The 14,719-nt window shown below is 66.1% G+C and carries 12 protein-coding genes and 2 pseudogenes; 10 read left to right on the top strand and 4 right to left on the bottom strand.

Translation table 11 applies throughout. From position 1 onward, the window contains the following. Nucleotides 1–10 precede the first annotated feature (10 nt). Nucleotides 11–664 (bottom strand): TetR/AcrR family transcriptional regulator, encoded by a 654-nt coding sequence (locus tag O6P37_RS19900; RefSeq protein ID WP_269895702.1) that lies wholly within the window; start codon nucleotides 662–664, stop codon nucleotides 11–13. Between the two features lie 199 nt (nucleotides 665–863). On the opposite strand from O6P37_RS19900, the gene O6P37_RS19895 reads away from it, so the two are divergent. The 3 genes from O6P37_RS19895 (at nucleotide 864) to O6P37_RS19885 (ending at nucleotide 4,941) form a co-directional block, all read left to right on the top strand. Further along, nucleotides 864–1,835 carry a fumarylacetoacetate hydrolase family protein gene (locus O6P37_RS19895; RefSeq protein WP_269895701.1) on the top strand — a complete coding sequence of 324 codons (972 nt, stop codon included), beginning with the start codon at nucleotides 864–866 and terminating at the stop codon, nucleotides 1,833–1,835. Beyond that, nucleotides 1,832–2,521, top strand: coding sequence for a VOC family protein (locus tag O6P37_RS19890; protein WP_269895700.1), 690 nt, complete (start codon nucleotides 1,832–1,834; stop codon nucleotides 2,519–2,521). The genes O6P37_RS19895 and O6P37_RS19890 overlap by 4 nt, the downstream gene beginning before the upstream one ends. 89 nt (nucleotides 2,522–2,610) lie before the next feature. Beyond that, on the top strand, nucleotides 2,611–4,941 hold the full coding sequence (locus O6P37_RS19885) for a transketolase-like TK C-terminal-containing protein (RefSeq protein WP_269895699.1): 2,331 nt from the start codon (nucleotides 2,611–2,613) through the stop codon (nucleotides 4,939–4,941). 390 nt (nucleotides 4,942–5,331) lie between these two features. Here the strand turns inward: O6P37_RS19885 and O6P37_RS19880 are convergent, their stop codons facing one another. Next, nucleotides 5,332–5,598: a hypothetical protein gene (locus O6P37_RS19880; protein ID WP_269895698.1), complete on the bottom strand. Its 267-nt coding sequence runs from the start codon at nucleotides 5,596–5,598 to the stop codon at nucleotides 5,332–5,334. Between the two features lie 590 nt (nucleotides 5,599–6,188). On the opposite strand from O6P37_RS19880, the gene O6P37_RS19875 reads away from it, so the two are divergent. Both O6P37_RS19875 and O6P37_RS28575 read left to right on the top strand, forming a co-directional pair. Next, nucleotides 6,189–7,208: a short-chain dehydrogenase/reductase gene (locus O6P37_RS19875; RefSeq protein ID WP_269895697.1), complete on the top strand. Its 1,020-nt coding sequence runs from the start codon at nucleotides 6,189–6,191 to the stop codon at nucleotides 7,206–7,208. Next, nucleotides 7,205–7,527, top strand: a pseudogene (locus tag O6P37_RS28575) (acyl-CoA dehydrogenase family protein). The gene O6P37_RS19875 and the pseudogene O6P37_RS28575 overlap by 4 nt, the downstream one beginning before the upstream one ends. A 426-nt stretch (nucleotides 7,528–7,953) precedes the next feature. Here the strand turns inward: O6P37_RS28575 and O6P37_RS19865 are convergent. Together O6P37_RS19865 and O6P37_RS19860 are read right to left on the bottom strand one after the other, a co-directional pair. Next, the gene (locus O6P37_RS19865) at nucleotides 7,954–8,184 is read right to left on the bottom strand and encodes a TetR-like C-terminal domain-containing protein (protein WP_269895865.1); all 231 of its coding nucleotides are present in this window, start codon (nucleotides 8,182–8,184) and stop codon (nucleotides 7,954–7,956) included. A 334-nt stretch (nucleotides 8,185–8,518) separates the two neighbouring features. Then, a pseudogene (locus O6P37_RS19860) lies at nucleotides 8,519–8,626 on the bottom strand (TetR/AcrR family transcriptional regulator); the annotation flags it as partial. A gap of 115 nt (nucleotides 8,627–8,741) precedes the next feature. On the opposite strand from O6P37_RS19860, the gene O6P37_RS19855 reads away from it, so the two are divergent. Genes O6P37_RS19855 through O6P37_RS19835 form a run of 5 tightly spaced genes read left to right on the top strand, consistent with a single transcriptional unit; the run spans nucleotide 8,742 to nucleotide 14,452 of the window. After that, the gene (locus tag O6P37_RS19855; protein ID WP_269895696.1) at nucleotides 8,742–9,713 is read left to right on the top strand and encodes an enoyl-CoA hydratase/isomerase family protein; all 972 of its coding nucleotides are present in this window, start codon (nucleotides 8,742–8,744) and stop codon (nucleotides 9,711–9,713) included. Continuing rightward, nucleotides 9,710–10,627 (top strand): alpha/beta hydrolase, encoded by a 918-nt coding sequence (locus tag O6P37_RS19850; RefSeq protein ID WP_269895695.1) that lies wholly within the window; start codon nucleotides 9,710–9,712, stop codon nucleotides 10,625–10,627. Before O6P37_RS19855 ends, O6P37_RS19850 begins: the two co-directional genes overlap by 4 nt. After that, nucleotides 10,624–11,232 (top strand): carboxymuconolactone decarboxylase family protein, encoded by a 609-nt coding sequence (locus O6P37_RS19845; RefSeq protein WP_269895694.1) that lies wholly within the window; start codon nucleotides 10,624–10,626, stop codon nucleotides 11,230–11,232. Before O6P37_RS19850 ends, O6P37_RS19845 begins: the two co-directional genes overlap by 4 nt. Further along, a complete protein-coding gene (locus tag O6P37_RS19840) occupies nucleotides 11,229–12,842 on the top strand; it encodes a class I adenylate-forming enzyme family protein (RefSeq protein WP_269895693.1) in 1,614 nt (537 codons plus the stop codon). The genes O6P37_RS19845 and O6P37_RS19840 overlap by 4 nt, the downstream gene beginning before the upstream one ends. Then, nucleotides 12,839–14,452: a GMC oxidoreductase gene (locus O6P37_RS19835; RefSeq protein WP_269895692.1), complete on the top strand. Its 1,614-nt coding sequence runs from the start codon at nucleotides 12,839–12,841 to the stop codon at nucleotides 14,450–14,452. The genes O6P37_RS19840 and O6P37_RS19835 overlap by 4 nt, the downstream gene beginning before the upstream one ends. Nucleotides 14,453–14,719 lie beyond the last annotated feature (267 nt).

Raw genomic sequence — 14,719 nt, 5'->3', positions numbered from 1 at the left:
CGCCGGTGGTCTACGTCGAGGACTGCGCGTCGACCTCGTTCAATGCGCCCTCGACCCCCATTGCGGGGTCGAGGCGGGTCGCCTCGCGAACGATCGACGCGGTCATTCTCACCATCCAGTCGACCATGTCGTCTTCGGCGAAGGGCTGCTCGTTGTTCAACCAGAAGATGGTGGCTTCGTCCATGGCGCTGACGGCGGCCCGCCCCGCCATGCGCACGGCCGGACGTCGGGGATCGACGCCGAAGAGTTCGGCGGTCGCTTCGACAGCTCGCCATCGGGCTGCCTCGAACACCTCCCATGCCGCCGGATCCGCGCCGCGGCCACCCAGGATCAAGCGGAGGGCAAGACCACGATGGGTGGCGAGGTAGCGCAGGTGCGAGGCCATCGCGTGGCGGATCTGTTCTGCGGGTGGCAGGTCAGGCTCGAAGGCGAAGGCGACCTCGAGTTCTTCCGCTGCTCCGCGCATCGCCTCCAGATAGATTCCGCGCTTGCTTCCAAAGTAGTGAAACAGCAGCCCATGCGCGACACCGGCGGCCTTCGCGATGTCGCTGACGGCAACGTCGTCGTAGGTCTGTTCGGAGAAGATCCCGACCGCGGCGGTAACGATCCGTTTGCGGGTCTCCACAGCTTGCCGGGCTCGCGCGGTGGGTTTGCTCGTCGCCATGCTGCCCCCCTTCGACTTCGAACGCTCGGCTACTGCGACGCAGCGGCGCTTGTCCATCGTAAGTCAATGACCGTCAGTCAACGGCATTGCCGGCGGGTACGACGTGCGTGGCCTGATCCTGGGCCGTGAACCACGCAGTGGCATGGCCACACGGTCTTCACCTGAAGAGTCCTGTTCTTCACCGACCAGAGGAGTTTCGGTGGTCACCCACCTCATTCGCTACCGCCACCACCAACGAGTCGGGTGGGGGGTCCTCGCCGACGGAGCCATCTCTGCTCTCGACGGGAACTACGACCGCACCGCCGACCTGATCGAGCACGGCGAATCCGATTGGCGCGCCGCCGCAGCCACACCCGGTGACCTCGCGTTCACCGACGTCGAGCCGCTGTCACCGGTCACCACCCCTTGCCGGGTGATGTGCCAAGGAGCGAATTACCGCCAACACGCCATCGAATCCGGGATGAATCCCGACGAACGCGCGTTCAACCTGTTCTTCGACAAAACCGACGCCGCCATCACCGGGCCGAACGCTGCGGTCACCCGTCCGGCCCACGTCGCGCTCCTGGACCACGAGATCGAACTGGCGCTGATCATGCGCAGAGCCGTCAACTCGCCGACCATGATCACCCCGGACACCCTGCACGAATACGTTTTCGGCGTCACCATCGCCAACGACCTGTCCGCGCGCGACGTGCAACTCCCCCAGGGCCAATTCCTGAAGGGCAAGAGCTACCGGGGCTTCTGTCCCACCGGCCCGGTGCTGGCCGTACTCGAACCCGACGACTTCACGCTGCTCGACGACCTCGATTTGCGGCTCGACGTCAACGGCTCGCCGCGCCAACGCGACAACACCGCCAACATGCTCTACCGCCCTGCGGAGACGATCACCGAGTTGACCGAGTTCTGCGATATCAGCCCCGGAGACCTCCTGCTCACCGGTACCCCGCACGGATGTGTGGCCACTTCCCCGCCGCCGCTGGTGCGCCGGCTGGCCACCGCGCTGCTCCCCGAGGACAAACTGTGGGCATCGTTCATCAAGATCAACAAGGGCAAGCCGTATCTGCAGCCCGGTGACCTCATCAACGCCTCCATCCGCAATCGCAGCGGTTCCCTCGACCTCGGGACCCAACGGACCCTCATCTCAGCACCATCGAAAGGAGACCGCCCTTGAGCGCGACGCCCAGCCCACTGCAACCGTCGGACTCGGAGGAGACCGGCACCGGATCTTCGGCGCCCGACCTGGATCGGCTGCCCGACCGAGTGGTGCCCGCCTTCATCGCCCACTGGGTGGTCAAGACCGCCCGCAGCGCCGAGATGATCGACTGGTACGGACACGTCTTCGGCGCGCGGATCGTGCACGAGGACGACCAGATCGCCTTCCTCACCTGGGACCACGAAAGCCATCGGCTGGCATTGGTCAAACTCCCAGCACCGCTGCGGCACGCCTTCCCGTTGGCTCGGTTTCGGCGTAAGACCTACGGGATCGACCACCTTGCGTTCACCTTCCCCTCGCTGAAACACCTACTCCTGACCTATGAGCGACTGACGTCAGCCGGGATCGAACCCGTGTGGTCCATCAACCACGGACCCACCACCAGCCTCTACTACGAGGACCCCGAGGGGATACGGCTGGAGTTCCAGGTCGAGAACTTCACGACGGCCCAAGAGACCGCCGACTACTTCAACAGCCGGGAATTCGCCGACAACCCGATCGGCGTCAACGTCGACCCGGACTACCTACTGGAACGTCTGCGCGGTGGCGAGGAGGAGTCCGAGTTGCTCAAGCGGGGCGCGGGGACTCGTCCGGGCACTAGGCAGCGGGCCAACAAACGCACAATCACCTGGAAGACATTGTGACACATGCCTACTGAAACGGTCATCGACCGTACGGGTGCCGCCGAACGTACTACGATCGGAAAGCTCACGGCCCGCCACCAGGAGCAGTCATGACCCGTACGGAGCCGACGCCGCCACTACCAACGGACGCGCGTCGCGAAGCGCTGGCGCAGATCCACGACGCGACGCTGTGGCTGTCCACGGCGATCGTGCACCACGCCAACCGTGTCCGACCCAACCCGACCGGCCTGAAAGTCGGTGGGCATCAGGCCTCCTCGGCATCGATGGTCTCCATCATGACGTCGCTGTGGTTCGAGCACCTCCGACCCGAAGACCGTGTCTCGGTCAAACCACACGCCTCCCCCGTGCTCCACGCCGTGAACTACCTCCTGGGTGAACTCGACGAGAAGTACTTGACCACCCTGCGGGAGTTCGGCGGTTTGCAAAGCTATCCGAGCCGATCGAAGGACCCCGACCCCGTCGACTACTCCACCGGCTCGGTCGGGATCGGTGCCACCGCCCCCATCTGGGGCGCCATCGCCCGCCGCTACGTCGGAACCACCCTTGCCGACTCCGGGGCCGGTCGCCAGTACTCATTGGTCGGTGACGCCGAACTCGACGAGGGCGCGGTGTGGGAGGCCATCCTGGACCCCTCGGTGCAGCATCTCGGTGAGATCGTCTGGATCGTCGACATGAACCGCCAATCCCTGGATCGCGTCGTCCCCAACATCGCGGCAGGACGGCTGGAGTCGATGTTTTGTGCCGCCGGCTGGCAGGTCGTCACCGTCCGGTTCGGCAGGCTGCTCGAGGAGCTGTTCGCCCGCTCCGGTGGAGGCGCTTTGCGCCGCCGAATCCTGGACATGCCCAACCCCGAGTATCAACGCCTCTTGCGTTGCCCCGCAGCCGAACTGCGGGAGCGACTGCCCGGCAGTGGGACCGACGCCGAGCAGATACGGACGCTCGCGGATGAGTTGGATGACGCCACGTTGATCGCGGCGATTCGCAATCTCGGCGGCCACGACCTGGATGCACTGCGCGAGGCGTTCGCTCAGATCGACGACACCCGTCCGACGATCATCATCGCTTACACGATCAAAGGTTACGGCCTGCCCACCATCGGGCATCCGCAGAACCACTCGTCGCTGTTGACCGACGAGCAGTACGGCGACCTTGCCACGACCCTCGGTAAGGACATCACCCGGCCGTGGACCACCTTCGACGTGGACAGCCCTGCGGGCCGTCTGTGCGCGGCCTCCGCCGCACGGCTGCACAGAGATACCCCGGTGTCGGTGCCGCCGCCTGCGGTGCCCCCCGACCTGGGCCGCACCCCACCCGCGGTGACGACCACCCAGGCAGCCCTCGGCCGCGCCCTCCTCGACCTCAGCCGAGACGCACCGGAGGTGGCCCGACGCATCGTCACGGTCAGCCCCGACGTCAGTTCGTCGACCAACCTCGCCGGCTGGCTCAACAAGGTAGGGATCTGGTCCACCGACGAACGGCGCAATTGGTTCGACGACGACCGCGAAACGATCATGCACTGGCGGGAGAACCCCACCGGGCAACACATGGAGCTCGGCATCGCGGAGACCAATCTCGTCGGCCTGATCTCCGAACTCGGCGCCACCTGGAGCCGCTGGGGTCAGCCGCTGTTCCCGATCGGCGTGCTCTACGACCCGTTCGTGGAACGAGCGCTTGAACCCTGGTCCTACGGCATCTATGCCGGCGGCCAGTCGATTCTGGTCGGTACCCCGTCGGGGGTCAGCTTGGCCGCCGAAGGCGGCGCACATCAATCGATCAAGACCCCGTCCATTGGTCTCGAGCAACCTGGATGCGTCAGCTTCGAACCCGCATTCGCGGTGGAAGTCGAATGGGCGCTGATGGATTGCCTGTCACGGCTGGGCCGTCCCGACGGCACCTCGTCTTACCTTCGACTGTCCACCAGGCCGGTTCGGCAAGAACTCGCCGACCTCCCCACCGATCCCGCTGCGCGAGAACGCCGTCGGCGCCACGTCGTCGCCGGCGGCTACGCTCTCAGGACCGACGAGGGTGAACCAGCCGTCACCCTGGTCGCCATGGGCGCCATGGTCACCGAAACGATCTCCGCCGCAGAACGGTTGACGCGACTCGGCGTCGCCGCCGACGTCGTGTGCGTCACCAGTCCGGGACTGCTCTACGAGGCGCTGCAGGCACGCCGCGGGCTCGACGGCGGTCCGTCCTGGATCCTCGACCAGATCCTTCCCGCCGACCGTGCCGCCCCCATGGTCACTGTCCTCGACGGACACCCGCACACGCTGACATTCCTGGCAACCATCAATCGGGTCCCGGTCATGTCGCTCGGCGTCAGCAGATTCGGACAGGTGGGATCCCTCGACGCGGTGTACGCGTACCACGGCATCGACACCGACGGCATCGTCCGAGCGGCCCTGGACCTGGTGAACTGACTCGGCCCGGACGCGCGGGCGGCGTAATAGACCACGCCCCTCGACGATTCCGAGTGGCTTGCCCAGCGCATGAGAACGGCCCCCGGAGTGATCTCCGGGGGCCGTTTCAACTGGTAGCGGGGACAGGATTCGAACCTGCGACCTCTGGGTTATGAGCCGGTCAGTTGCAGTCTTGCGGCTATCGTCACGTCGCTAACGTGCAGGTCGGCTGCAATTTCGCGTCTTGTGCGTCACGCGTGTCGAAGCGGTCGCGTCCGTTGCGGAGGGTTTCGTTCACAAATCGGTTCCCATCAGCGGCCCGTAGATGCCGCAGGTGTTGTCGACGGTTACGGCCACACCGGTGATCCGTTGCCGGCTGACTGCGCGCCGCTGTTCGGGCATCGTTCGTACTCAGGCCGTTCGGAATGTGCGTTCGGGGAGCGCGACTAGGCCGTGATCAGCAGGTGCGGCCATCGTGGCTCGGAGCTGGGAGCTGTCGATCTCGTCGCCCTGCAGAGGAGTCGACGCAGCGACGAACTCGGGGCGGATCAGATAGGTCCGGTCGGGTCGCAGCTGGCCCCGCGGATCGGCGTTGAAGGCGACCGGTCCCGCCAGCCACTCCGGCACCTCGGGCCGCGCCATCTCGCCCGCGCCGTAGGTGTGCAGCTGCCAGGTCATCGTCCGCAGAGCTTCCTGGTTGCCGTGCACAGGAGGTACGCGGCGATCCACCGCGGGGTCGCGGGCCCACCAGAGGAACGTTGGCGTCGTCGGTGAAGCGGTAGTGCACGCGATACTGACCAAGACGCCGATGCGCGAGTCCGCGCCGGACTTGCCGATCGACGGAACGACCTTGCCCCACGGGCCGCCATTGAACCTGCGGAGCAGTCGAGCCGACAAGCCCAATGAACCCGAATGTACGGTCGGTGACGTTCACCAGTTTCAGGGCGATGGGCCGGCGTTCAAGTTCGTAGCGCCAGTCGGCGCACTTCGTACCGGCGTCTTTGAACTGCAGTTTGACGGCTATCACGGCCTCGTCGTCGCTGACGTTGAGTGGCACCTCGACGTCTTCGGGCAAGATGTCGACGGGTCCAATGTCACAGTGTCGCAGCCGATATGTCTGGGTGGCCGCCGCCGATTCCAACGGAAAGTGTGGGCCGAAGCGTACCTCGCGCCGCATACTTGGCGAACCCCAATTGGGCGAACCTGACCGTGTGCACCGTATGGATCGGGGGTTGCACTCATATCTATAACGAAGTTACACTTTTGGAATGCGTCGAACTCTTTCTGGTCGAAGGATCCTGATCACTGGGGCCGCCCGCGGCATCGGTGAGAAGGTTGCGCGCCTGGCCGCCGCGCGCGGGGCTCGGATGGCCCTGGTCGGCCTGGAGCCAGACCGGTTGAGAACCCTATCCGCTGAATTGGGGGCCGCCACCGTGTGGCGAGAGGCCGATGTCCGCGATGGGGCGGCCCTGCAGACCGCGATCGACGAGTGCGCCGACGCAATGGGAGGTATCGACGCTCTGGTAGCCAATGCCGGTGTGGTGGGCTACGGCACAGTGCGCCAGACCGATGACACCGCGTTCGCACGGGTGCTCGACATCAACGTCAACGGGGTGTTTCGCACCTTGAAGTCCTCGACACCGCATCTGCACCGCAGCCGCGGCCACGCCGTCGTGGTGGCCTCGGCGATCTCGTTCACCCCGCTGGCCGGGCTGGCCTCCTATGCCGCGAGCAAGGCCGGCGTGGAGATGCTGGCGCTGGCCTACCGCCAGGAAGTTGTCCACCTGGGCATTACGGTCGGACTAGTGCATCCCTCGTGGATCGACACCGACTTGGTTCGCGGAGTGGATGCCGACCTGCCGTCGTTTCGGGAACTGCGCAGCAGACTGCCCTACCCCGGCAACGTGACGACCAGCGTGGACGATGCCGCGGCGGCGATCGTGCGAGGGGTGCACCGTCGCCGCCGCCGGGTGTACGTCCCGCGGGCGGTCGGTGTAGCCAACTGGGGTAAGGCGGCTGTAAATTCGCCGGTGGCCTGGCCATGGGTGCGGCGGATGAGTTCGGATCTGATGCCCACCATGGAGCGCGAGGTAGACGAGTTGGGGCGACAAGATCAACCGCTGCTCAGCGTCGCCGCGCACGGGGCTTCGTCCGCTTCGACGGCGCAACCGAACGTGCTACGACGCAATGCCTCTGCGCTACCGACGCAGCCTTCGCCGAGTAAGTCCGCCGCCAAAGCGCAGTCCCCCAGCCATACTCAGCCCCCACCGCTCGACCCGACGAGGTGATCACCATTCGCCGCAAGGTCTACACCGACGACCACTATTTCCGCAAGACGGTCCGGGCGTTCCTGGAAAGCGAAGTGGTTCCCGAGATCGGCGAGTGGTACTCCGCCGGCGCAGTGCCGTGCGAGATGTACCGCAAACTCGCTGATTTGGGGTGTTCGGGGTCGAGGCCTCGGAGCGGTACGGCGGGGCGGGTATCGAGTCCTACGAATATGACGCCGTGCTCGACGAGGAGGCTGCCCTCGCCGGGCACAGTTTCGGGTGCAGCCACGTCCACGTCGAGCTATGCCTGCCTTACCTTGTGGCACCAGCGAGGCCATGAAGATCATCCTGGCAAGGACCTGGGTCTGTGACCCGACACCGATGAGCGCTCCGCGATCACCGATCGGCTTCACCGAATCCCGATCCATAAACATCGCCACCCCGCCGGCTGCGTTGTGGGATCTGCTGACACTGACCGCCGATATCGCCGACTGGTACGACGACTGGGACACCGCGGAACACGATCCTGGTGACGAGCGCTTGAGCCTCCGAACGGCGTTTCGACTAATCCGGTGGCGCCACGGCCACCTGCACACCGCACAGTGTCGCGTCACCGTGCTTGATCCACCGCATCGGCTGGCCTGGATCGAAGACTACCCGCCCCGCGACTCTGGTCGACTTCCACCTCGAACCTGGCCCGGGCGGCGACACTGTGCTCACCCTGAGCAAGACTTCTTGAACCGCGCCCGCCGCGAACGGCATCGTTTCACCCAAACCGCAACACTGCCGCGTGATGCGACTGCACCGCACGTTCGCGCGAATCACCGAGTCCGACTGCGAGATTAATACCCAGCGGCAGCAGGATGTCGCGGACGGGATCAGCCCTGTCGGCGAACGTCCCGGCGAGTTCGAGGGTGACGAACCCGTGCACCAGACTCCACAACTGCGCAGCCACCGCGTCGGGCGCGTGGTCGTCGACCCGACCCGAATCGACCAGCCGCGCGCATGCAGCGAAGATCCGGGCGTAGGCGTGACGGAATCTCGACGACGCTACGGCGCGGCGCGGCGTCGCCCGGTGTCAGCGGCCGATAGGTCGCCCTCGTGGACAGTCCGAACATGAGGTCGTAAAGATGCGGGCTCTGACGGGCCACCCGCCGGCACGTGAGCGCCAGCGCGGCCAGATCTGAAACCGGATCGTCAGTAGCGGCCACCTCACCGAAGGCACGATTCAGGGCACCGAATCCGTGGTCGATGACCGCGCGGGTGAGTTCGGGCACGCCGCCGAAATGGCTGTACACCACCATCGTCGACAGGCCGGCAGCCGCGGCGACGCTGCGGGCCTTAATTGCTGAGGGCCCCTGCTCGGCCAGCAGCCGGGTGGTGGCCTCGATGAGACGTCCGGCCACGCCGCCGGCATCACGCCCCGCCGGATCCGCCATGACAATTACCGTCCTCCTCAGCTCGGCCTGCCGTGCCACGCAACCCTTGCCCACGCTCAATAACTTCGTTATAGTCTAATATAACTTTGTTACAGATGATCGCGGGAGGACAGCAATGGCACAGCAGATAAGGGGCGAACTGGTCATCGAGGACCGCGGCGCGGTGCTGATCGCACGGGTGGACGGCGGGCCGCACAGCCTGTTCGGAATCCAGATCGCCAGTCAACTCGACGCGCTGGTGACCCGGGCCGACCGCGACCCCAACGTGCATGCGGTGGTTTTCACGGGAGCCCGCGATGGTCGTTTCGTCAGCCACGCCGATGTCCGGTGGTTGCAGGCCGAGGGCGCGGCCGTGCCGGAGTTAAGCAGGCCGTTGGCGTCGGCTGCGCTGCGAATGGCCCGCGGCATCGACCGGGTCCGCGCGCTGGACCCGGTGACGCAGAAGACCCCGATACGCGGGGTGGCCCAGCTCGACCGGCTGCACAACACGTTCCTGCGCATGAACGCCAGCGGTGTCATCTTCATAGCCGCCCTCAACGGCTCCGCACTGGGCCTGGGCGCCGAATTCGCGTGGGCATGCGATCTGCGAATCATGGCCGACGACGAGAACTTCTTAATCGGCCAACCCGAGGTGCTGCTGGGCATCATGCCCGGCGGCGGCGGCAGCCAACGCCTCACCCGACTCATCGGCACCCACAAATCGCTGGTCGCGATCCTGGAAGGTAAACCGTTCGCCCCTACTCAAGCACTGGCCAACGGCGCCGTCGACGAAGTCGTCCCCACCGAGGAGGTCGTGGGCCGCGCGGTCGAGGTGGCCGAGTACTTCGGTAGGCGCACCAAGGGATCGGTCGAAGCGATCAAGCGCTCGGTGTACTTCGGCGGGTCCATGTCACTGCCCGAGGGCCTGCACATGGAACGCACCGAATTCCTGGGCACCGACCAGTCCCCGAAAGGCCAACAGCTGATGCTGCAGTACCTCGACGACATCGACACCGTCGGTGAGCTACCCCTCTATCACGAAGACACCTACGCCCGCGCCCTGGAAGCGGGCACCGTGCCCGCTCTCGGACCCGAGGTGCACCGATGAGCAACTCGAAAACATCTACCCGCCTTGATATCTCATTCGACTCCGGCGACGACACCTGCAGGGCCTGGCTTTACCTGCCGACCGGCGTCACCGCGCCGCCTGTGGTGATCCTGGGCCACGGCCTGGGCGGCACCCGCGAGATGCGCCTGGACGCCTTCGCCGAACGCTTCGCCCGAGCCGGGATCGCAGCGGTGGCGTTCACCTACCGACACTTCGGCGACAGCACCGGCCAACCCCGCCAACTGTTGTCGATCAACCGTCAGCTCGCCGACTGGGATGCCGCTATAGCGCACGTCAAGGGTCGCCGCGATGTCGACGGCACCCGTATCGCGGTGTGGGGCAGCTCCTTCGGCGGCGGGCACTCCATCACCGTTGCCTCACGCCGCCCCGAACTGACCGCCGCAGTGGCCCAGTGTCCGTTCACCGACGGGCTGGCCTCGGCGTTGGCACTCGGCCCCGTAGCGTCGCTGAAGGTATTGCCCTCGGTCGCCAAGGACTACGTCGCCATGCTGCGCGGCGGGCCACCGTCGATGATCCCGCTGGCGGGCCCACCGGGATCGCTGGCCCTCATGAACGCCCCCGACGCGCTACCCGGTTATCAGGCGTTGTTGCCGAAGGATTCGACGTTCCGCAATGAGGTTGCCGCCCGCGTTGCCCCGACCATCACCACCTACCGTCCCGGCCGGCACGCACACAAGATCGCATTCCCGATACTGTTCTGCATCAGCGACACCGACTCCGTCACCCCACCCGAACAGACCGAGCGCTACGCCAAGACCGCGCCACGCGGGGAGATCAAGCACTACGACGCCGGGCACTTCGAGTTCTACCGCGGCGAACCGTTCGAACAACTGGTCACCGACCAGACCGAATTCCTGACCCGTCACCTGGCCTCGGCCCAAGTCCGGTCGTGAGCGATCCCGCCGACGCCCTGGGTGGACGGCTTCCGCTTGCCGACCCCGCGGCGTTGACTGCCGAACAACGCGCCCTGTTCGACCGCATGATAGCCCGCATCGTGCCGTGGGCCGACGAGGCCGGATTCGCAAGCACCGCCAAGGACGGCCGGCTGATCGGACCGTTCAACCCTGCCCTGCTCAACCCCGCCGTGACCGCGTCAATCCTGGACCTCAGCGTCGCCGAACGTACCCACACCTCGCTGAGCCAACGAGTCCGCGAGGTCGTCATCCTCACCGTCGGCGCGGTCTGGCGAGCAGACTACGAGCTTTACGCCCACCTCGCACTGGCCCGCACCGCAGGGTTGTCCGAGCAGGCTGCCCGGCTGATCGCCACTGGCAAGGATTCAAACGACCTCCGCGAGTCCGAGAAGATCGCCCAACGGCTCACCACGGCACTTTCCACTGCTCACCGAGTCGACGACGCCCTCTACCGCCAGGCCGAAATCGCCTTCGGTGCCCAGGGGCTGGCCGACATCGCCTACCTCATCGGCATCTACCACGCGGTGTGCGCGGTGCTGACGTTGTTTTCCATCCCCGCTCCCGGACAGGCCCCGCATTCATGACGCTCTCCGCCCTGCCCGACCGCCGCGCCGCCACCGACCCGCACGGCCCGGCGGTCGCCGACACCCACTTGCGGCTGACCAACGCTGCACTGCGTGACCGAGTGCACGCCGTCGCTCATCAGTTGTGGGACTGTCGAATCGGGCCCGGTGACGTGGTGGCGGTCAAGTTGCGCAACCGCGCCGAGTTCGTCATCGTGCTGTTCGCCGCCTGGCGCGTTGGCGCAGCGATCACGCCGATCAACCCCGGCCTGACCGACGACGAGGTGACCCGCCAGCTCGACGACTCCGCGGCCACACTGTTGGTGTACGACTACGACGACGCCACCGCCAGCGTGGCGAGCCTGGCGGTCACCGACCTGGCCGTCGGGCCGGGCGGACCCGTCGGCCCCGCGCACGACGACTCGTCGGCGCTGGCGCTGCTGATCTACACCAGCGGCACCACTGGCGACCCCAAAGGCGTCATGCTCGACCACACCAACCTTGACGCCATGACCAATATGGGCCGCCAAGCCCTCCAGATCGGCCCCGACGATCGCTGCCTGCTGATTCTGCCGCTGTTCCATGTCAACGGCATTGTCGTCAGCGTGCTCACCCCCCTGCTGGCGGGCGCCAGCGTCGTCATCGCCAACCGGTTCGATCCCGCAACGTTCTTCGAAGCGATCGAGTGTGAGCAGCCCAGCTACTTCAGCGCGGTGCCCACCGTCTACACCATGCTCGCCGCGCTGCCGCCCACGGTCACCCCCGATACCTCCTCGGTGCGGTTCGCCATCTGCGGCGCCGCCCCAGTATCTCCGGAGTTGTTGTCCCGCTTTAAAAAACGATACGGCGTCCCCGTCATCGAGGGCTACGGCCTGTCGGAGGGCACCTGCGCCTCCACCATCAACCCCCTTGATTCCCCCCGCACTGGGACGGTCGGAAAACCGTTCCCCGGTCAGCGGATCCGGATCGTCGATCCCAGCGGTGCAGACGTGCCGCTCGGGCAGGACGGTGAGGTGCTCATCGCCGGACCCAACGTCATGCGCGGCTACCTCGGCCGCCCCGAGGACACCGCCCGCACCGTCGTCAACGGCTGGCTGCACACCGGCGACATCGGTCACCTCGACGCCGAGGGCTACCTGAGTCTGGCTGGCCGCTCCAAGGACATGATCATCCGCGGCGGGGAGAACATCTATCCCCGCGAGATCGAGGACGTCCTGGTCGCCGATCCCACCGTGTTGGACGCCGCCGTGATCGGCGCCCCCGACGAGAAGTGGGGCGAGGTTGTCATTGCCTATGTCGCGCCGCGGCCCGGCGCCACCATCGACCCCGACGAGCTGCAGGCCCTGTGCGCACGTAGCCTGGCAGGCTACAAGCGGCCCACGTCGATCGTCATCGTGGACACCATTCCCAAGAACCCCGTCGGCAAGACCGACAAGGCACCACTGCGCACAGCACAAAGCCGCGCCACCTCCACCCACGACGCGCCCGGAAACAACCGCATGAATACGTTCGCGGTGACGCGCTACGGCACGATCGGTAGCCTCGCCATCGAGTCGCTTGCCTATACGGACAGGGCACGCGTCGCGGACAACACCGTCGATACAACGTCCGACGAGGACCACCGGCCGTGACTGACCATGAGTTCGACTTCGATTGGCTGGTGATCGGATCCGGGTTTGGCGGCAGCGTGTCGGCACTAAGGCTCTCGGAAAAAGGTTTTCGGGTCGGCGTTCTCGAACGGGGGCGCCGCTATGAACCGGCGGACCTTCCCGAGTCGGCCTGGGATTCGAGCAGGTATCACTGGATGCCCCGGCTCGGCAAGCTGGGGATCATGCGCATGTCGATCTTCCGTCACGTCGCCGTTCCCTCTCAGAGCGGCGTCGGGGGTGGAAGCCTCGTCTACGGCGGTGTGCTGTTTCGCGCCAAGAAGGAGTTTTTCAAAGGCCCCCAGTGGTCGGAGCTCGGCGACTGGGAGAACTTGTTGTCTGCGCACTACGACACCGCCGAGCGGATGCTCGGCGCTGCGCCGGTGCCGTTCGATTCGCTTCACCAGCAGTGGGTGCGGGAGATGGGCCGACACTTCGGCACCGAGGACACCGTCACCCGCGCACCGACCGGGGTGTTCTTCGGCGAGCCCGGCAAGACGGTGCCCGACCCCTACTTCGGCGGCGCGGGGCCCGACCGCACCGGCTGCACGCGCTGCGGATCATGCATGGTGGGCTGCCGCACCGGCGCGGTGAACTCGCTGACCCGCAACTACCTCTGGTTCGCCGAACGCAACGGCGTACAGATCCTGCCGGAACACCACGTTGTCGACGTCACCCCCCTAGGCAACCCCGACGGCAGCGACGGCTACCGGATCACCACTGAAAATCCCCGCGGCGCTCGCCACCGCCGGCGCAGCACGTACACCGCCCGCGGGTTGGTCTTCGCCGCCGGAGCGCTGGGCACCAACGAGCTGCTGGCCAACTGCAAACATGGCGGATCGCTGCCCCGGATCAGTGACCGACTCGGCCAACTCGTGCGCACCAACAGCGAATCGGTGCTCACCGTTCTGCTGCCCGAGGACCGCGAAAGCTGGCGCGACGTCACCGCCAGCAGCAGTGTGCAGGTCGATGCCGACACCAACATCGAGATGCTCACCTACGGTCCACGCGCGGACATGTATAGCCTGCTCTACACCGTGCTCGTCGGTGACGGCAGCCGTATCACGCGACCACTGAAGTGGCTGGCCGCCATCGCCCGCCACCCGCGACGGTGGCTGCACACTCTGTGGCCGGTGGGCTGGAGCCGGCGGATGGTGATGCTGCTGGTGATGCAGTCCCGCGACAACGCCATCACCTTCCAAGCCCGCAAACGACGCGTCGGCCACGGCTATCGGTTGGCGACCGTGCAGAACAGCGACATCCCCAGCCCCACCTACATCGAGACGGGTCATCAGGCTGCGCGGTGGCTGGCTGGACACACCGGCGGCATTGCCCAGAGCAACGTGCTCGAAGCACTGAGCAACATCCCGTCCACCGCGCACCTGCTCGGCGGCGCCGTCATCGGCACCACTCCAGCCCACGGCGTCATCGACAAGGACCTACGCGTATTCGGCTACCACAACATGCTGGTCTGCGACGGTTCGGCGATGCCGGCCAATCCTGGCGTCAACCCCGCCCTGACCATCACCGCCCTCGCCGAACACGCGATGGCCCAAATCGCGTCTTGCCCAATCGCATCCAGACCCACTCGTTGACACATCAACCCGATGCCCAGCCCACCGCAGCGCGGCAATTGAACAGCACCGCCTTGCAGGAAGACCATTCTTCTGGATGAGCGACAGGACCTTGGTCGGTCTCGTCTCGCCGGTGTCCGTCTCGTCCCGTTGCCTGCTCAGCGGTTCGATAGCTTCGCTGAGCTGGTCGCCGTGGCCGGGCAAGCCAGCTTCCTCGCCGGGGCGGGCAGATGACCCCGGCCTCCATGATCGAGGTGGATCAACCGTCGGATAATTGAACTTCGTTAT

Source organism: Mycobacterium hippophais (genome assembly GCF_027529605.1).
GTDB lineage: Bacteria > Actinomycetota > Actinomycetes > Mycobacteriales > Mycobacteriaceae > Mycobacterium > Mycobacterium arseniciresistens.
This window is presented reverse-complemented; position numbering and strand designations above follow the sequence as displayed.

Bases quoted from the DNA above. Each gene is read 5' to 3' on its own strand.
- O6P37_RS19875 (WP_269895697.1), top strand. From the start codon at position 6,189: ATGCGTCGAACTCTTTCTGGTCGAAGGATCCTGATCACTGGGGCCGCC.
- O6P37_RS19840 (WP_269895693.1), top strand. From the start codon at position 11,229: ATGACGCTCTCCGCCCTGCCCGACCGCCGCGCCGCCACCGACCCGCAC.
- O6P37_RS19900 (WP_269895702.1), bottom strand. From the start codon at position 664: ATGGCGACGAGCAAACCCACCGCGCGAGCCCGGCAAGCTGTGGAGACC.
- O6P37_RS19855 (WP_269895696.1), top strand. From the start codon at position 8,742: ATGGCACAGCAGATAAGGGGCGAACTGGTCATCGAGGACCGCGGCGCG.
- O6P37_RS19850 (WP_269895695.1), top strand. From the start codon at position 9,710: ATGAGCAACTCGAAAACATCTACCCGCCTTGATATCTCATTCGACTCC.
- O6P37_RS19885 (WP_269895699.1), top strand. From the start codon at position 2,611: ATGACCCGTACGGAGCCGACGCCGCCACTACCAACGGACGCGCGTCGC.
- O6P37_RS19880 (WP_269895698.1), bottom strand. From the start codon at position 5,598: ATGACCTGGCAGCTGCACACCTACGGCGCGGGCGAGATGGCGCGGCCC.